Raw genomic sequence first — 14,868 nt, 5'->3', positions numbered from 1 at the left:
AAAAAAACTGGCCGTTCAATAGAACGGCCAGATGATTTTATATTATCTCGTACCTTTGATAAATGGTTGATTCAATGCTTTCGGTGCTTCAGCACGTCCTATAAATCCGGCAATCGCCAAGATTGTTAAAACGTAAGGTGCAATCTGTAAATAGATGCCTGGTACTGCATCTAGCAAAGGAATTCCTTGACTGATTACACTTAAACTTTGAGCAACACCGAAGAATATTGCTGCGCCCATAGCGCCTAGTGGATGCCATTTTCCGAATACGTTGGCAGCAAGAGCGATGAATCCTTGTCCACTGATCGTCGATGCTGAAAAGTTCTGTGCTACTGTCAAAGCGAAAACAGAACCACCGATTCCGCCGAGTACTCCAGAAATACCAACAGCAATATAACGCATACGATTGACGTTTATCCCCATGGTATCCGCTGCATGAGGATGCTCACCAACCGATCTCAATCGAAGACCAAACGGTGTTTTGAACATGACATACCATGCAAGAACCGCAACAATCACTGCTAACCAGTTCGTGTAAAATGTACGCTCAAAAAAGATTGGTCCAAGAAATGGGATCTCGGAAAGTAACGGAATACTTGTCGTATTAAAGGGATGATCAACAAAGTCTGTTTGACCAGCGCCGAACACTTCTTTAATAAAGAAAATTCCGATACCTAGAGCGAGGAAGTTGATCGCAACACCACTTACCACTTGATCGGCTCTAAAAGTAATACTCGCTAATGCTAGTAGTAACGCAAAAATTCCCCCGATAATTCCGGCCGCGATAATGGACAACCAAGGAGTGAGATCTCCTCCGAATCCAGAACCAAACGCGTTGATAATCACCGGCCCCATTAATAAGTTGAATACAATACCAACAAAGGCACCCATGATCATTAAACCTTCTAAACCAATGTTAATGACACCAGAACGTTCACTGATAGCGCCACCAACAGCTGTGAAAATAAGAGGGGCTGCATAGAAAAATGCGGTGGGAACGACAGTCGTTAAGAATCCTAAAATGTCCATTTATTTCCCCTCCTTTTGATTTTTCGATTGTTTTTTATCTTTATTGAAAAAGCCAATAATTCTTTCTTTTAATAAGATGATCATAAATCCTGCTGCAACGAAGAAAATAATTAACGCCGTTACGATATCTACGAGTTCAGGAGGCACTCCTGCCCCAACTTGCATATTTAAGGCACCATTTTTCAACATTCCGAATAAGCCAGCAGCAAAAACGACACCTATTGCGGTATTACCACCAAGTAACGCGATTGCGATTCCGTCGAACCCGATGTTCGTAAATCCACTGTGAAGTGCCATATAACCGAACGTACCTAAACCTTCCATAGCTCCAGCCAGTCCTGCAAGACCACCAGAAATCACCATGGAAAAGATGATGTTTTTCTTAACGTTCATACCGGCATACTTCGAAGCATAACGGTTAAACCCGACAGCTCGCTGTTCAAATCCTAATGTCGTGCGTTCAACTAAGTACCATATGACCAGGGCACCAAACAAAGCAATCAGAATTCCCCAGTGAACATTAGAATAACCCATAAATTCAGATAACCAATTTGTTTTAAGTGATGCAGACTGGGCTACATTATCTGTGCTTTCTCCACCAGCTTCTGCCAAATAAGTCCGGATGATGGCATTTGTAACGTAAAGAGCAATATAGTTCATCATAATCGTTACGATTACTTCATGCACTTCGAAACGTGCTTTTAAATACCCTGGAATGAAGCCCCAAAGTCCACCTGCTATAGCAGCTGCCAAAATCGCAAGAGGCAAATGTATGATAGTTGGAAGTTGAAACGCTGTTCCAACCCAAACAGAAGCAAGCCAACCCATAAACACTTGGCCTTCTACCCCTATATTCAACAATCCTGTACGGAAAGCAAATGCTACCGCTAGACCTGAAAATATGTAAGGCGTGATCAGGCGGATAGTTTCTCCAGTAAAGTACTTATCACCAAAGGCCCCTTCCCATAATGCAAGATATCCTTCCACCGGATTATAGCCAAAAAGCAACATGATAATAGCACCAGCTAATAGACCAAAAACAATGGAAACGAGAGGGATCGTCAAACTATTCAAACGCTGTAAACCCATTATGCATCCCCCGCTTTCTCACGTTTACTGCCTGCCATCAATAAGCCGAGTTCCTGCTCATTTGTTTCTTCAGGCTTTACAATGTCGACTATTTCACCTTCGTACATGACCGCAATCCGATCACTAACGTTCATAATTTCATCTAATTCAAATGAAACCAGTAAAACCGCACGATCATTGTCACGTTCTTCAATTAACTTTTTATGAATAAATTCGATTGCGCCAACATCCAGTCCACGAGTAGGCTGAGCAGCAATCAAGAGATCCGGTGAGCGGTCAATCTCACGGCCGATGATCGCTTTCTGCTGGTTTCCGCCTGATAACGCACGTGCGTAAGTCTGACTGCTCGGAGTACGTACGTCATATTCTTCAATTAAACGATCTGCATATTGATAGATTTTCTTGAAGTTCAAGATTCCCATATTCGAGAACGGTTTTTGATAGTATGATTGTAAAACCATGTTCTCACCCATTGGGTAGTCCAATACAAGACCAAACTTATGGCGGTCTTGTGGAATGTGTCCTACCCCTGCTTCGGTCACTTTTCTAGGTTTAAAACTTGTTATATTTTGCTCACCAAGTTTGACCGTTCCGGATTCGGTTTTACGCAATCCAGTGATCGCTTCAATCAATTCTGATTGACCGTTTCCGTCGACACCTGCAATTCCGATAATTTCACCTTTTCGAACATCAAGGTTCAATTTGCGAACCATCTCGACATCTCTCGAATCTTTAACGGATAAATCTTTTATAGATAGCGCCACTTCCTTAGGAGAAGATGGCTTTTTTTCTGTTTTAAAGGACACATCGCGCCCCACCATCAATGAAGCAAGTTCATCAGTGTTCGTTTTACTGACATCAACCGTATCGATTCCTTGCCCTTTTCGGATAACTGTGCAGCGATCCGCTACTTCCATAATCTCTTTCAGTTTATGTGTAATCAATATGATCGACTTTCCTTCTTTAACAAGTGATCTCATGATTTCCATCAATTCTTTGATTTCTTGTGGTGTTAAAACTGCAGTCGGTTCGTCCAAAATTAAAATGTCAGCTTTTCTATACAACATTTTTAAGATCTCAACACGCTGTTGCATTCCAACTGAAATATTTCGGATCAATGCTTTCGGATCCACACGAAGGCCGTATTCGTCTGAAATTCTTTTCACATCTTTTTCTGCAGTCGCATTATCAATGTTTACACCTTTTTTCGGTTCACTACCTAAGATAATGTTTTCTGTGACCGTGAATGTATCAACTAACATGAAATGCTGGTGTACCATACCGATCCCGTAACTATTCGCCACTTCCGGACCGGTAATTTTAACGTCTTTACCACGGACGCGAATTTTACCTTTTTCAGGTTGATATAATCCAAAAAGGACGTTCATCAATGTAGACTTTCCGGCACCATTTTCGCCTAGTAGTGCATGAATTTCCCCTTTTTTAACTTGAAGCGTTACATTATCATTCGCAACCACTCCAGGAAATTCCTTACGGATATCTAACATTTCAATAACGTAATCCTCCATTACCTCTCACTCCCTCGATCTTTACTTTACTTTAGGACGCTATGATGAAATATGATTCATATGTAAAATGAAAAATATCCTAATGAAACGCACCGAAAAATGCGCTTCATTCGGATATCTTCTTACAATATAGGTGTTAAGAAAAGGGTAGAAAAAAGGCTAGGCAAGCTAACCTTTTTCTCTACTATTCCATTTCACTCAAGAATGTTTCTAGATCTTCACGAGTAGATGGTACCTCAACTTCACCGTCAAGGATTTTCTGTTGCCATTCATCTACTGCTGTTCCGATTTCTTCAGTGAACGCTTCCTCATTCGTACGAGCAATGCTTACACCTTCATCTTCCAGACCATATTCGATCGTTTCACCGCCTGGGAAGTCACCTTCCATTGCGCGAGTAGAAACGTCTACAACTGCGTTGTCAACACGTTTAACCATTGAAGTCAACGTCACGTTGTAGTCAGTGCCATCAACTGTCACAGCACCTTCTTCGTATTGGTCACGGTCAACCCCAATTACCCATACATAAGCTTCAGGGTCATTGTTTTTGATGTCTTTTGCTTCGTTGAATACACCATTACCTGCACCACCAGCAGCGTGATAAATAACATCAATGCCACTGTTATACATGCTAGAAGCGATTTGACGTCCGCGAGCAGCATCATCAAAGCTTTCTGCATATTGAACTTCAACTTCGATGCTAGAATCTACGGATTTAACTCCAGCTTCGAAACCAGCTTCAAATTTGTTGATTAGTGGAGAATCGATACCACCAACGAAACCAACTTGCTTTGATTCTGTTTTATTCGCTGCAGCTACACCAGCCAAGAAAGAACCTTGATGTTCTTTGAAGACAATGTTAGCAACGTTTTCAGCTTCTGATACTGCGTCTACAAGAGCGTAGTTAGTGTCAGGGTTCTGCTGAGCAACTTTCGTGATCGCATCAGTCAGTTTGAAACCGATTCCAAAAACAAGATTATAACCTTGTTTTGTCAAACGAGTTAAGTTCGGCTCATAGTCACCGTTTGAATTCGATTGAGCATAAGCATACCCGTCGCCTTCAGTTAAACCATTTTCATCTCCAAAAGCTTGAAGACCTTCCCAAGCAGATTGGTTGAATGATTTATCGTCAACTCCACCAACGTCTGTTACCATTGCAGCAGAGAAGTCACCTGATGCTGATTCACCTTCAGAACCTTCTTCACTACTTTCGCCAGATTCTTCATCTGAGCTTTCGCTATCGCCGCTATCTGTTTCTTCAGACGTGTCATCGCCATTTGAACCTTCTTCACTATCGTCAGAAGATCCACAAGCAACCAGTACAAAGCTGAGTGCAAACAGCATTGCAACGATCATTAGAAAATTACGCATTTTCATAATATTACCCCCTCAATTGTGTTATCGATGCGTAAAAAATAAGTATAAAAGAAAGTTGTAGTTCCAAGAAACGACAACTTTCCTACTAAATATACCATGACTGGCAAACAAAATAAATAGAAAATCAATTATAAAAATTTAGACGATTTTACTGTGTATGCTGTTCTGGTTCAGAAGACAATACTTTTCTCGGCTTACTACCTTCATATGGTCCCACAATCCCTCTATCTTCCATAGCATCGATTAAACGTGCAGCTCTTGTATATCCTACACGGAATTTTCTTTGTAACATCGATACACTTGCGCTTTGCATCTCTAAAACTAATTGAACAGCATCTTCGAATAATTCGTCATCTACTTCTTCGTATGATTCATTGGTCTCATCAGGGATCATTTCTTCTTGATATTGAGCTTTTTGTTGCTCTATACAGAAGTCAACCACACGTTCTACCTCTTGATCTGATAAAAACGCACCCTGGATTCTAGTTGGTTTGGATGCTCCGACAGGTAAGAACAACATATCACCTTTACCTAACAGCTTTTCAGCCCCGCCGCCATCCAGTATTGTACGAGAATCAGTTGCAGAGGATACACTAAATGCAATTCGAGAAGGGATATTTGCTTTAATTACACCAGTAATAACATCAACAGACGGACGTTGAGTAGCAATGATCAGGTGAATACCTGCGGCTCTAGCCATTTGTGCAAGACGGGTAATCGCATCTTCTACTTCATTGGAAGCAACCATCATCAGGTCTGCCAACTCATCAATCAGAACAACTACATACGGAAGGTGAGGATGATTCTCCCCTTCTTCCTCATTCACTTTGTTTACATACTCATTGTATCCTTCAATATTCCTAGTTCCTGTATCAGAAAATAAATCATAGCGTCTTTCCATTTCAGAAACGATTTTCTTTAAAGCTTTAGCAGCTTTCTTAGGGTCAGTCACAACGGGAGCTAAAAGATGTGGAATCCCGTTGTATACATTCAACTCTACTTTCTTCGGGTCAATCATCATCATTTTAACTTCATGCGGCTTAGCTCTCAACAGAATGCTTGTAATTATTCCGTTCACACAGACACTTTTACCGCTTCCTGTTGCACCAGCAATCAACATGTGAGGCATTTTATTCAACTCAGCCGATACCGCATCACCAGCGATATCTCTTCCTAGACCGAATAATAACTTAGCTGGGTCTTGAATCTTTTTCTGCATAACTTCCCTGAGGGAAACTTGAGCAACCTCAGAGTTAGGAACCTCAATTCCTATAGCCGATTTACCTGGTATAGGAGCTTCAATCCGGATATCTTTAGCAGCCAACGCTAAAGCAAGATCATCATGTAAATTCACTATTTTACTGACCTTAACCCCGACATCAGGATACACTTCATATTTTGTAACTGCTGGGCCAACGTGAACCTTTGTGACTTTTGCTTTCACCCCGAAACTGTGGAAAGTTTGCTCAAGTTTCTTTACGGTAGATTGAATTTGAGATTTTTCATGCTGTTGAGAATGGACTTTGGGGCTCTCCAATAATTGTAGAGATGGAAGTTTATAAGACTCATTTTCAACTTCCGTCATCGGTAAATCTTGAATTTCTTCTCCGCCTTCTTCTGCCGAGTCCACTTGCTCAGTCCATTGTTTAGTTTCAATCGTTTCAACTGGCTCTTCTGGTTCGTCATAAGTCTCACTTGATTCTAAATTATTTTGAAAATCCTCAATTACTGGCTGATCATCAGCTGAAATAACTGTATCATTCTCATTTTGAGACTCGATTTTTTGCTGTTTCTCAGCTTTGGCTTTTTGCCTTTTTTCTTTTACGTTTTCATAAAAACTCTTAATTTTAGCAAAATATTTTGATGTAACATCCGTTAGAGAAATTTCTGTAATCAAAACTACTCCAATAATAACACCAAAAACCGCAATGATTTTGGCTCCCGCAGCCGATAACAAATAGAAGCTAGAGGCAAATAATAAAGCCCCAATCATTCCTCCACCGATACTAGAGTAACTTACTTCACCTGCTTGATATGCATCGAAATAGTCCCACGTCACCGTGAATATAGATAATCCCTCTGTGTTTAATATCGGTCCCTCAAAGGTTTGAACATGTGTGTATAACAACACAGATAAAAATAATATGTATGAACCAATCCATTTCGTGTTAAAGAAAGATGGCCATTCACGTTTAATCATTAAATAAAGGCCTAGTATAAAAATGAATAAACTGACTAGGATGTACCAGAAACCGAAAAACCACTGTAAAAGTGTTACAAGAGACTGTGGAATGAAACCCTCACCAATCGGTTGTATACCACTTGAAAAAATGGCGATCAATATCAATCCTAATCCAATGAGTTCAAATTTTAAGGTAGATTGTCTTTTTTTGTTGTTTTGCTTTTTCTTTTTACGTTTTGCCATCTCTTCTCACCTCATAAATAAGTGAAGCAGCCTTTTGGTGGCTGCTTTTAACCTATCATTATTATAGCATAATTTTATGGGTTGAGATATGACTCATATTCGATAAATAACTCCTGGTTGAAACTCTTGACGCAAATAGTCACCTGGGTCTGTAGAATTCATATGAACGATTTGATAAGAGTTTGTCTCCGTATCACGTTTTAATTTTAAGGTCGCATAGTTGATTGTTACCCAGTGAAACTCATCATAGGATTCCTCTTCGCCGAAAATTTCTTCTTCAAATAATGGAGTGTATAATATCATTGGACCACCTTCTCATCATCCTGATCAATCAACTCATTCAGCTTTTCAATTGCTTCCTTCACTCCACCGATTCCGTCTATCAATCCATATTTAACTGCATCTTCTCCAACCACATTCGTTCCTATATCTCTTGTTAAATTACCTTTTGCAAACATCAAGTCTTTTAATTGTTCCTCTGAAACAGAAGAATGTCTAACCACGAAATTAATGACGCGATCTTGCATTTTATCAAGGTATTCAAATGTTTGAGGAACGCCAATAACAAGACCAGTAAGCCTGATAGGATGTATAGTCATAGTGGCTGTTTCAGTTATGAACGAATACGTTGCACTTGTTGCTATAGGTACCCCTATAGAGTGCCCACCACCTAAAACAATTGAAACTGTAGGTTTGGAAATCGATGCAATCATTTCTGAAATCGCAAGACCAGCCTCCACATCACCACCAACTGTATTTAAAATTAGAATGACTCCTTCAATTTTAGGGTTTTGCTCAATAGCTACAATTTGAGGAATTATGTGTTCGTACTTGGTCGTTTTGTTCTTGGAAGGTAATTGTAAGTGACCTTCAATTTGTCCGATGATAGGTAATACATGAATATTCGATTCTGGCGATGCAGGTAAATTCGTTTGACCTAATTGTTTGATTTTCTCTACTAAAGCACTTGATTGATCATCTTCTTGGTTTGGGTTTTGTTTTTCTTCACTCACTTTTTTACACACCATCCTTTGAGAATAGTGTTCACAGAATGGTGCTATTAATGCAAAAAAACCTTATGCATTTTACATAAGGTTTTTAAGGAATCTTATTGAATTGTATGAATCAGAAGATTTTTTTCATCTTCTGTCAGTTCAACTAATGGCAAACGTACAGAGCCAACTTCGATGCCATAATGATTTAACGCTGCTTTGACTGGAGATGGTGAAGGAGCCATGAAACACGCTTTCATCTTCGGTAAAATATTCCTGTGAATTTCAGCAGCTTGTTTTACATTCCCATTCCAAAATTGATCGACCATTTCTTTTATTTCATTTCCTATGACATGTGAAGCAACAGAAACGATCCCGTTCGCTCCGACAGACATAGCTGGTATCGTAAGACTATCGTCTCCACTATATAGTGAAAAATCGTCTGGTGTACGATGAATGATTTCACTCATCATATCTAAACTTCCGCTTGCATCTTTTATGGATACAATGTTCGGAATGTTTGCAAGGGAAACCGTGACCTCAACAGACATATTAATAGCAGAACGACCAGGAATATTATAGAGCATGATCGGCAAATTGGTCGCTGCAGCAATAGTTTTAAAATGTTCATATAGCCCACGAGCGTTTGGCTTGTTGTAATAAGGAGTTACTAACATTATTCCATCCACGCCAGTGGCTTCGGCCTCTTTGGTTAATTCAGCAGCAGCTTTTGTTGAATTAGATCCAGTACCAGCCAAGACTGGTATTCGACCGTTTACAACTTTAGCAACATTCTCGAAAAGCTTCAACTTCTCATCTTTAGTCATCGTAGGGGATTCCCCAGTGGTCCCGGCTACGACTAACCCCTCAGTACCATTATTAATCAAGTGCTCCACTAATGGTTCGACTTTTTCTAAATCCAATTCGTCTTGACTATTGAAGGGTGTCACCATCGCTGTCAATATTCTCCCGAAATCCAAGGTTAATGGCTCCTTTCTTTACTCTACTCAGTTAAAAATTCATCATGTAAAGCAATGACGGCTTTTTCAAGGTCCGCCTCCTTAATTAATACCCAAATCGTAGTGTGACTATCAGCAGATTGCAAAATTTTTATCTTCTGCCTAGCTAAAGAAGATACAACTTTAGAAGCGACTCCGGGTACGCCTTGGATCCCTGCACCGACTGCAGATACTTTTGCACAATTTTCAACTACTTCAAATTGATATTGTAGTTTGCCAAGAATATCTTTTGTTTTTTCCAATTTATCACTTGGTACGGTGAATGTAATACCTTCGGCAAAAATATTGAAAAAGTCTACAGAAATACCAGCATCAGCTAAATGTTTGAATACCTGGTCATGGACGTCAATGACATCTCCAGTTGCTTCAACCTTTATTTGCGTAAGGCCAGAAACGTGAGCGATTCCTGTAACTATACGATCATTAATTGATCGATCGATTAAACCGTCTTTTTTAGCTGTGACAAGAGTTCCCGTATCCTCTGTATAAGTTGATCGTACCCTAATTGGAATCTTCTCTTGCATTGCGATTTCAACAGCTCTCGGGTGTAGCACTTTAGATCCTTGGTAAGCAAGGTGCACTATTTCATTGTACGTCATTACTTCTAGCGTTTCCGCATGCTTAACAATTACAGGGTCAGCAGTCTTAATACCGTCTACGTCAGTGAAAATATCCACATAATCTGCATTTAATGCTGCCCCTAAGGCAACAGCTGACGTATCAGAACCACCTCTACCAAGCGTGGTTGTATTGCCGTTCTCATCTTCTCCTTGAAAACCAGCAACAACTATTACGTCATTTGTTTTCAAATACTTCTGGAGAGTTGATGGATCCACTTTATTTATACGTGCATTTGTAAAATCATTCGTTGTTAAGAAACCCGCTTGGGCTCCAGATAAGGCAGTAGAAGTCATCCCCATCTTTTTTAACTCATTTGAAAACACAACAGATGAGATAATCTCACCACAGGACATGAGCATATCGACTTCTCGAGATGTCAGCATATGCTTCGGATGATCGACTAAACTTAATAATGTGTCAGTCGCATAAGGTTCACCCGCTCTCCCCATAGCTGAAACAACTACTACTACTTGGTGTCCCTCTTCAAGTGCATTTTTTATATGTTTAAAAGCATGTTCTCTTGCCTCGGAGTTTCTTACAGATGTTCCTCCGAATTTTTGAACTATAATCCCCATTTTCCACCTCGTATAAGAAATTATTTATTGTTTTCAGCGATCGCTTGTGCAATTTGGACTGAGTTGTATGATGCCCCTTTTAATAGATTGTCAGAAACAATCCATAAGTGGAATCCGTTAGGCACATCCAAATCTTTTCTGATGCGTCCAACAAATACATCTGTTTTGTTTTCTGCAGATAGTGGGGTCGGGTAAACCTGGTTCTCTATATCATCTTCAAGGACGATGCCTGGTGCTTCTCTTAAAACATTTTGTAGGTCTTCAACTGAAACGTTACCCTCATTTACTTCGACATACACACTTTCTGCATGTGAATAGAAGAATGGCAATCTGACACACGTCGCTGCAACTTGAAGTTCAGGAGTGTGCATGATTTTCTTTGTCTCATTGATCATTTTCATTTCTTCGAACGTATATCCATTCTCTTCAAATACATCTATCTGTGGCAATGCATTGAATGCAATAGGAAAATGCTTCTCTTCAGATTTCACCGGTAGAATATTAGCTTCTGCTTCTTTCCCGTCAAGCATAGCTCTTGATTGATCTTTCAATTCTTCTACAGCAGCGTTACCAGAACCAGATACAGATTGATAGGTTGATACAATAACACGATTCAACCCAAATTTACCGCGGATCGGTTCGAGCGCTGCAACCATTTGAATCGTTGAGCAATTCGGATTCGCAATAATACCTTTATGTTTTTGAATATCTTCTTTGTTTACCTCGGGTACGACTAATGGTACATCTGGATCCATACGGAAGGCACTTGTGTTGTCTATTACCACAGCACCTCTTTTAACCGCTTCATGTGCTAATTCTTTTGATATAGAACCACCAGCAGAAAATAGGGCAATTTCAATGCCTTCGAATGCTTCTGGTTTTGCTTCTTTAATAACAACTTTTTCCCCTCTGAAATCAATCGTTTGACCTGCAGAGCGTTTTGAAGCTAATGGGGTCAATTCCTTTATCGGGAAACCGACCAAATCTAACATTTCTAGCATTTTCTGACCAACAGCTCCTGTTGCGCCAACAATCGCTACATTATATTCTTTTTGATTCGACATATTTATTCCCCCATATCCTAGTTAATCTATCTATTGCACATCTTATCATATTTTCGGAAGTATCACATAAATTTTAGTAAGGTTTTAAAAGTGGTTGGAGCTGTTTTCCCTCGATTGCGCTCTCAATTGTTTCAGCTAACAAGCCCATATGAGCTACCAATGATGTTGACTTCTTCACTGGATCGTCTTGACCAAATGGTACAAAATATACATTTTTCGCGACAAGTAATTTTGCGAGATTAGTACCATTCAGTCCAAGTGCATCATTTGTCGAAATAGCCAAGACAACTGGCTTTCGGTTTCGCAAAGTTGCTTTAGCTGCCATCAGAACGGGTGAATCTGTCAGCGCATTAGCAAATTTACTCAGTGAGTTTCCTGTAAGTGGAGCCACAACCATGCAGTCAAGCGGTATTTTCGGTCCAAGTGGCTCTGCTTCTGGAATAGTAGAAATTAAGGATTTGTTTGTAATTTGTTTGATTTTCTCAATATGATCCGCAGCATCACCGAATTTAGTATCTGTATTTTGTACAGTATATGAAACGATGGGGTAGACTTCTGCCCCTTCATTAATCAATCGCTCAAGTTCAGGGTAAACGGCATCATAAGTACAATGAGAACCAGTTAACCCGAAACCTATTCTTTTACCTTTTAAATTCAAACTGAACAAGCCCCTTTCATGACTCTTGTTTAAGTATGACACTTTGAATCACTCGGGCTAAAATCTTTCCAGCAGTGTTGGGAGCAACCATCCCTGGTAAACCAGGAGCTAATATAGCTTTGATTCCTCTTTTTTTCGCAAAACGGAAATCTACTCCGCCTGGTTTCGATGCTAAGTCGATAATCAGGCTATCGAGTGGTAAAGATCGGATCGTTGAAGGTTGCACGACTAATTGGGGAACAGTGTTCACTAGAATATTGCAGTTTTCAACTGAAGAATCCAAGTCTTCAATGTGAACTGGCTTTGCATGATACTCAAATATCCTAGCAAGTTCATCCTCATTTCTAGAACATACAGATACATTCGCCCCTAAAGCAGAGAAAGTATGAACGAGCGTTTTACCCACACGTCCAAAGCCTATGATTGTAACGTTAGCATCATGGACTGTGAAATCAGTATGCTGGATAGCGAACATCAATGCTCCTTCAGCTGTAGGGATAGAATTATATATAGCCACATCATCCCGATCAAATAAAGGAATAATCTTTATTTTTTCACTTAACCTCGATAATAATGGAGTCATGATACCAGTAAACACAAGGCAGTTTTCACTTAAAGTATCGAAGAATTCTGGTTGCACCATCGGCGAACTTTCGGCGTAATGACTCTCAGCGTAACCTTCTTCATCGAGACCAGATACTGGAAGAATTACAGCATCAATCTGGTTTGCTGGAATATTCTCCAGAGTAGAAAAATAAACTCCCTCAATCTGAGCATCTACCTCTTCGAATCCCACGGCATACACAAGACTATCTCTTTCAACTAATTGCCTCATCATTTCAATGTTCCGAGCGTCTCCACCTATTACAACAATCGTTTTACCAGTTAACAACGTCACTCACCTACTCCTTCATCTTTTAGCCCAATATATTGTATGTATTCGTTATAAAAAAGTGAAAGACTAACACCTATAGAAGGAGTCAGTCTTTCACTTTATCAGGCTTAACGACAATCATATCTTGACCGACTACTTCAACATCAGACCATTTGATCATCGTTTCTCTCTCCCCTTTTTTAAATCCGAGCATGGAGAAATCCTGGATTAAAATATTTCTGATCGAACCGGTCCTTGGATCAATTTCCAAATCAGTTTGACCTAAAATGCCCAAACGTTCACCGTTCACCGCATCAATCAATTCTTTTCCCGATAAATCATTGTACCTCATAGTAACACCTCTTCCCAAAGGATGGTTACTATCATTATACGCGTGAAGGAACAATTAATGCTTCTGAAGGTTGCTCAGCAAACATTTGATTCATCAGCTGATTCATGTCTTCATGATTAACACTAACGAGTTTGCTAATCAATTCTTCCATGGATAGATGCGGTTGATTCAATAACTCATTCCTACCATTTCGATTCATTCGGCTATTAGGATTTTCCAGTCCAAGTACTAGTTGACCCTTCAGTTGTTGCACAGTATTCTGAAGTTCTTTCTCAGTAATTCCATTCAACTTCATTTCGTTAGTCGTTTTCAAAATCTCATCTTTCATTTGTTCAAGTTGATCAGAGTTAGTAGCACCGTAAATTGTAAACAATCCGTTATCCCTGAAGGAGCTATGGTAAGAAAAGATAGAGTAAGTTAAGCCCATTTCTTCTCTGATTTTCTGAAATAGTCTTGAGCTCATAGCCCCACCTAATACATTATCAATCACGGAAGCACTATAAATACCCTCATCACCAATTTGTAATCCAGGATACCCTAGGCAAAGATGTGCTTGAGAGACCTCCCTCTCATACGTTTTTGAATTAGTTAAATAGACTAGTTTCATAGGGTCATGTATACCTGACTGCTTTGAAACAGAGCCAAATAGCTCTTTGATTCGATCAATCAATTCTTCAGGAATATTTCCAGCAACAGAAACGACGATCCTTTCGGGGCTGTAATATTGCCTCATATAATCAAGGAGATCATTTCTTGTTAAGGAAGATAAAGTTTCTTCAGTACCTAATATTGTTTGCGCAAGCGGATGACCTTCAAAACTTATACCTTGAAGATAATCATGAATAATATCATTTGGTGCATCTTCAGTCATTGAAATCTCTTCCTCAACAACTTTTTTCTCACGCTCTAATTCTTTTTCCTCAATCAATGAGTTGAATAACATATCTGTCAAAATATCCAGTGCATAATCTGCATGTTGATCCATCGTTTTTGAATAAAAGCACGTAAACTCTTTAGAGGTAAAAGCGTTCACATGGCCACCGATCGCATCAAAAGATTCAGCGATCATTCGCGCATCGCGATTTTCTGTACCTTTAAAGAGCATATGTTCAACCAAGTGGGAAATACCATTTTGATGTGGTTGTTCATTTCTGGAACCTGCTAATATCCAAATTCCCAAAGAGACTGAGCGTACTGATGTTAGATGTTCTGCTACGATTCGTGTTCCGTTATTTAGTTGATATCTTTTGACCATTAAGAAGCTCC

At 39.7% G+C, this 14,868-nt stretch carries 14 protein-coding genes; all 14 read right to left on the bottom strand.

The annotated features are described in order from the left end of the window. Positions 1-42 precede the first annotated feature (42 nt). Complete coding sequence (locus tag CEY16_RS02685; protein WP_162297827.1) at positions 43-1,029, bottom strand: ABC transporter permease; 987 nt, start codon at positions 1,027-1,029, stop codon at positions 43-45. After that, positions 1,030-2,118 (bottom strand): ABC transporter permease, encoded by a 1,089-nt coding sequence (locus CEY16_RS02680; protein ID WP_101330424.1) that lies wholly within the window; start codon positions 2,116-2,118, stop codon positions 1,030-1,032. Then, positions 2,118-3,647 carry an ABC transporter ATP-binding protein gene (locus CEY16_RS02675; protein ID WP_101330423.1) on the bottom strand — a complete coding sequence of 510 codons (1,530 nt, stop codon included), beginning with the start codon at positions 3,645-3,647 and terminating at the stop codon, positions 2,118-2,120. The genes CEY16_RS02680 and CEY16_RS02675 overlap by 1 nt, the downstream gene beginning before the upstream one ends. Positions 3,648-3,831: 184 nt before the next feature. Continuing rightward, the gene (locus tag CEY16_RS02670) at positions 3,832-5,022 is read right to left on the bottom strand and encodes a BMP family lipoprotein (RefSeq protein ID WP_101330422.1); all 1,191 of its coding nucleotides are present in this window, start codon (positions 5,020-5,022) and stop codon (positions 3,832-3,834) included. A gap of 148 nt (positions 5,023-5,170) precedes the next feature. Beyond that, positions 5,171-7,447 carry an FtsK/SpoIIIE family DNA translocase gene (locus CEY16_RS02665; RefSeq protein ID WP_101330421.1) on the bottom strand — a complete coding sequence of 759 codons (2,277 nt, stop codon included), beginning with the start codon at positions 7,445-7,447 and terminating at the stop codon, positions 5,171-5,173. A 93-nt stretch (positions 7,448-7,540) separates the two neighbouring features. Then, positions 7,541-7,750: a YlzJ-like family protein gene (locus tag CEY16_RS02660; protein WP_101330420.1), complete on the bottom strand. Its 210-nt coding sequence runs from the start codon at positions 7,748-7,750 to the stop codon at positions 7,541-7,543. Beyond that, on the bottom strand, positions 7,747-8,475 hold the full coding sequence (locus tag CEY16_RS02655; protein WP_101330419.1) for a ClpP family protease: 729 nt from the start codon (positions 8,473-8,475) through the stop codon (positions 7,747-7,749). The genes CEY16_RS02660 and CEY16_RS02655 overlap by 4 nt, the downstream gene beginning before the upstream one ends. 80 nt (positions 8,476-8,555) lie before the next feature. Continuing rightward, complete coding sequence (gene dapA, locus CEY16_RS02650) at positions 8,556-9,419, bottom strand: 4-hydroxy-tetrahydrodipicolinate synthase (protein WP_101330418.1); 864 nt, start codon at positions 9,417-9,419, stop codon at positions 8,556-8,558. 23 nt (positions 9,420-9,442) lie between these two features. Further along, positions 9,443-10,654 carry an aspartate kinase gene (gene dapG, locus CEY16_RS02645; protein ID WP_101330417.1) on the bottom strand — a complete coding sequence of 404 codons (1,212 nt, stop codon included), beginning with the start codon at positions 10,652-10,654 and terminating at the stop codon, positions 9,443-9,445. Between the two features lie 20 nt (positions 10,655-10,674). Continuing rightward, a complete protein-coding gene (locus CEY16_RS02640) occupies positions 10,675-11,718 on the bottom strand; it encodes an aspartate-semialdehyde dehydrogenase (protein WP_101330416.1) in 1,044 nt (347 codons plus the stop codon). A gap of 73 nt (positions 11,719-11,791) precedes the next feature. Next, entirely contained in the window at positions 11,792-12,376 is a 585-nt protein-coding gene (dpaB, locus tag CEY16_RS02635) for a dipicolinate synthase subunit B (RefSeq protein WP_101330415.1), read from the bottom strand. 16 nt (positions 12,377-12,392) lie between these two features. After that, positions 12,393-13,274: a dipicolinic acid synthetase subunit A gene (gene dpaA / locus CEY16_RS02630; RefSeq protein WP_238378738.1), complete on the bottom strand. Its 882-nt coding sequence runs from the start codon at positions 13,272-13,274 to the stop codon at positions 12,393-12,395. 82 nt (positions 13,275-13,356) lie between these two features. Then, entirely contained in the window at positions 13,357-13,602 is a 246-nt protein-coding gene (locus CEY16_RS02625) for a YlmC/YmxH family sporulation protein (protein ID WP_101330414.1), read from the bottom strand. Between the two features lie 34 nt (positions 13,603-13,636). Continuing rightward, positions 13,637-14,857, bottom strand: a complete 1,221-nt coding sequence (locus CEY16_RS02620) for a M16 family metallopeptidase (RefSeq protein WP_101330413.1) — start codon at positions 14,855-14,857, stop codon at positions 13,637-13,639. Positions 14,858-14,868 lie beyond the last annotated feature (11 nt).

Origin of the sequence: Halalkalibacillus sediminis, from assembly GCF_002844535.1 — a bacterium.
Taxonomy (GTDB): Bacteria; Bacillota; Bacilli; order Bacillales; family Alkalibacillaceae; genus Halalkalibacillus_A; species Halalkalibacillus_A sediminis.
Note: the sequence above shows the minus strand (reverse complement) of the source record. Positions and strands in the feature narration are given on the sequence as shown.

Coding starts and splice junctions, on each gene's coding strand:
- CEY16_RS02685 (WP_162297827.1), bottom strand. CDS start 1,029: ATGGACATTTTAGGATTCTTAACGACTGTCGTTCCCACCGCATTTTTC.
- CEY16_RS02680 (WP_101330424.1), bottom strand. CDS start 2,118: ATGGGTTTACAGCGTTTGAATAGTTTGACGATCCCTCTCGTTTCCATT.
- CEY16_RS02675 (WP_101330423.1), bottom strand. CDS start 3,647: ATGGAGGATTACGTTATTGAAATGTTAGATATCCGTAAGGAATTTCCT.
- CEY16_RS02670 (WP_101330422.1), bottom strand. CDS start 5,022: ATGAAAATGCGTAATTTTCTAATGATCGTTGCAATGCTGTTTGCACTC.
- CEY16_RS02665 (WP_101330421.1), bottom strand. CDS start 7,447: ATGGCAAAACGTAAAAAGAAAAAGCAAAACAACAAAAAAAGACAATCT.
- CEY16_RS02660 (WP_101330420.1), bottom strand. CDS start 7,750: ATGATATTATACACTCCATTATTTGAAGAAGAAATTTTCGGCGAAGAG.
- CEY16_RS02655 (WP_101330419.1), bottom strand. CDS start 8,475: ATGGTGTGTAAAAAAGTGAGTGAAGAAAAACAAAACCCAAACCAAGAA.
- dapG (WP_101330417.1), bottom strand. CDS start 10,654: ATGGGGATTATAGTTCAAAAATTCGGAGGAACATCTGTAAGAAACTCC.
- CEY16_RS02640 (WP_101330416.1), bottom strand. CDS start 11,718: ATGTCGAATCAAAAAGAATATAATGTAGCGATTGTTGGCGCAACAGGA.
- CEY16_RS02625 (WP_101330414.1), bottom strand. CDS start 13,602: ATGAGGTACAATGATTTATCGGGAAAAGAATTGATTGATGCGGTGAAC.
- CEY16_RS02620 (WP_101330413.1), bottom strand. CDS start 14,857: ATGGTCAAAAGATATCAACTAAATAACGGAACACGAATCGTAGCAGAA.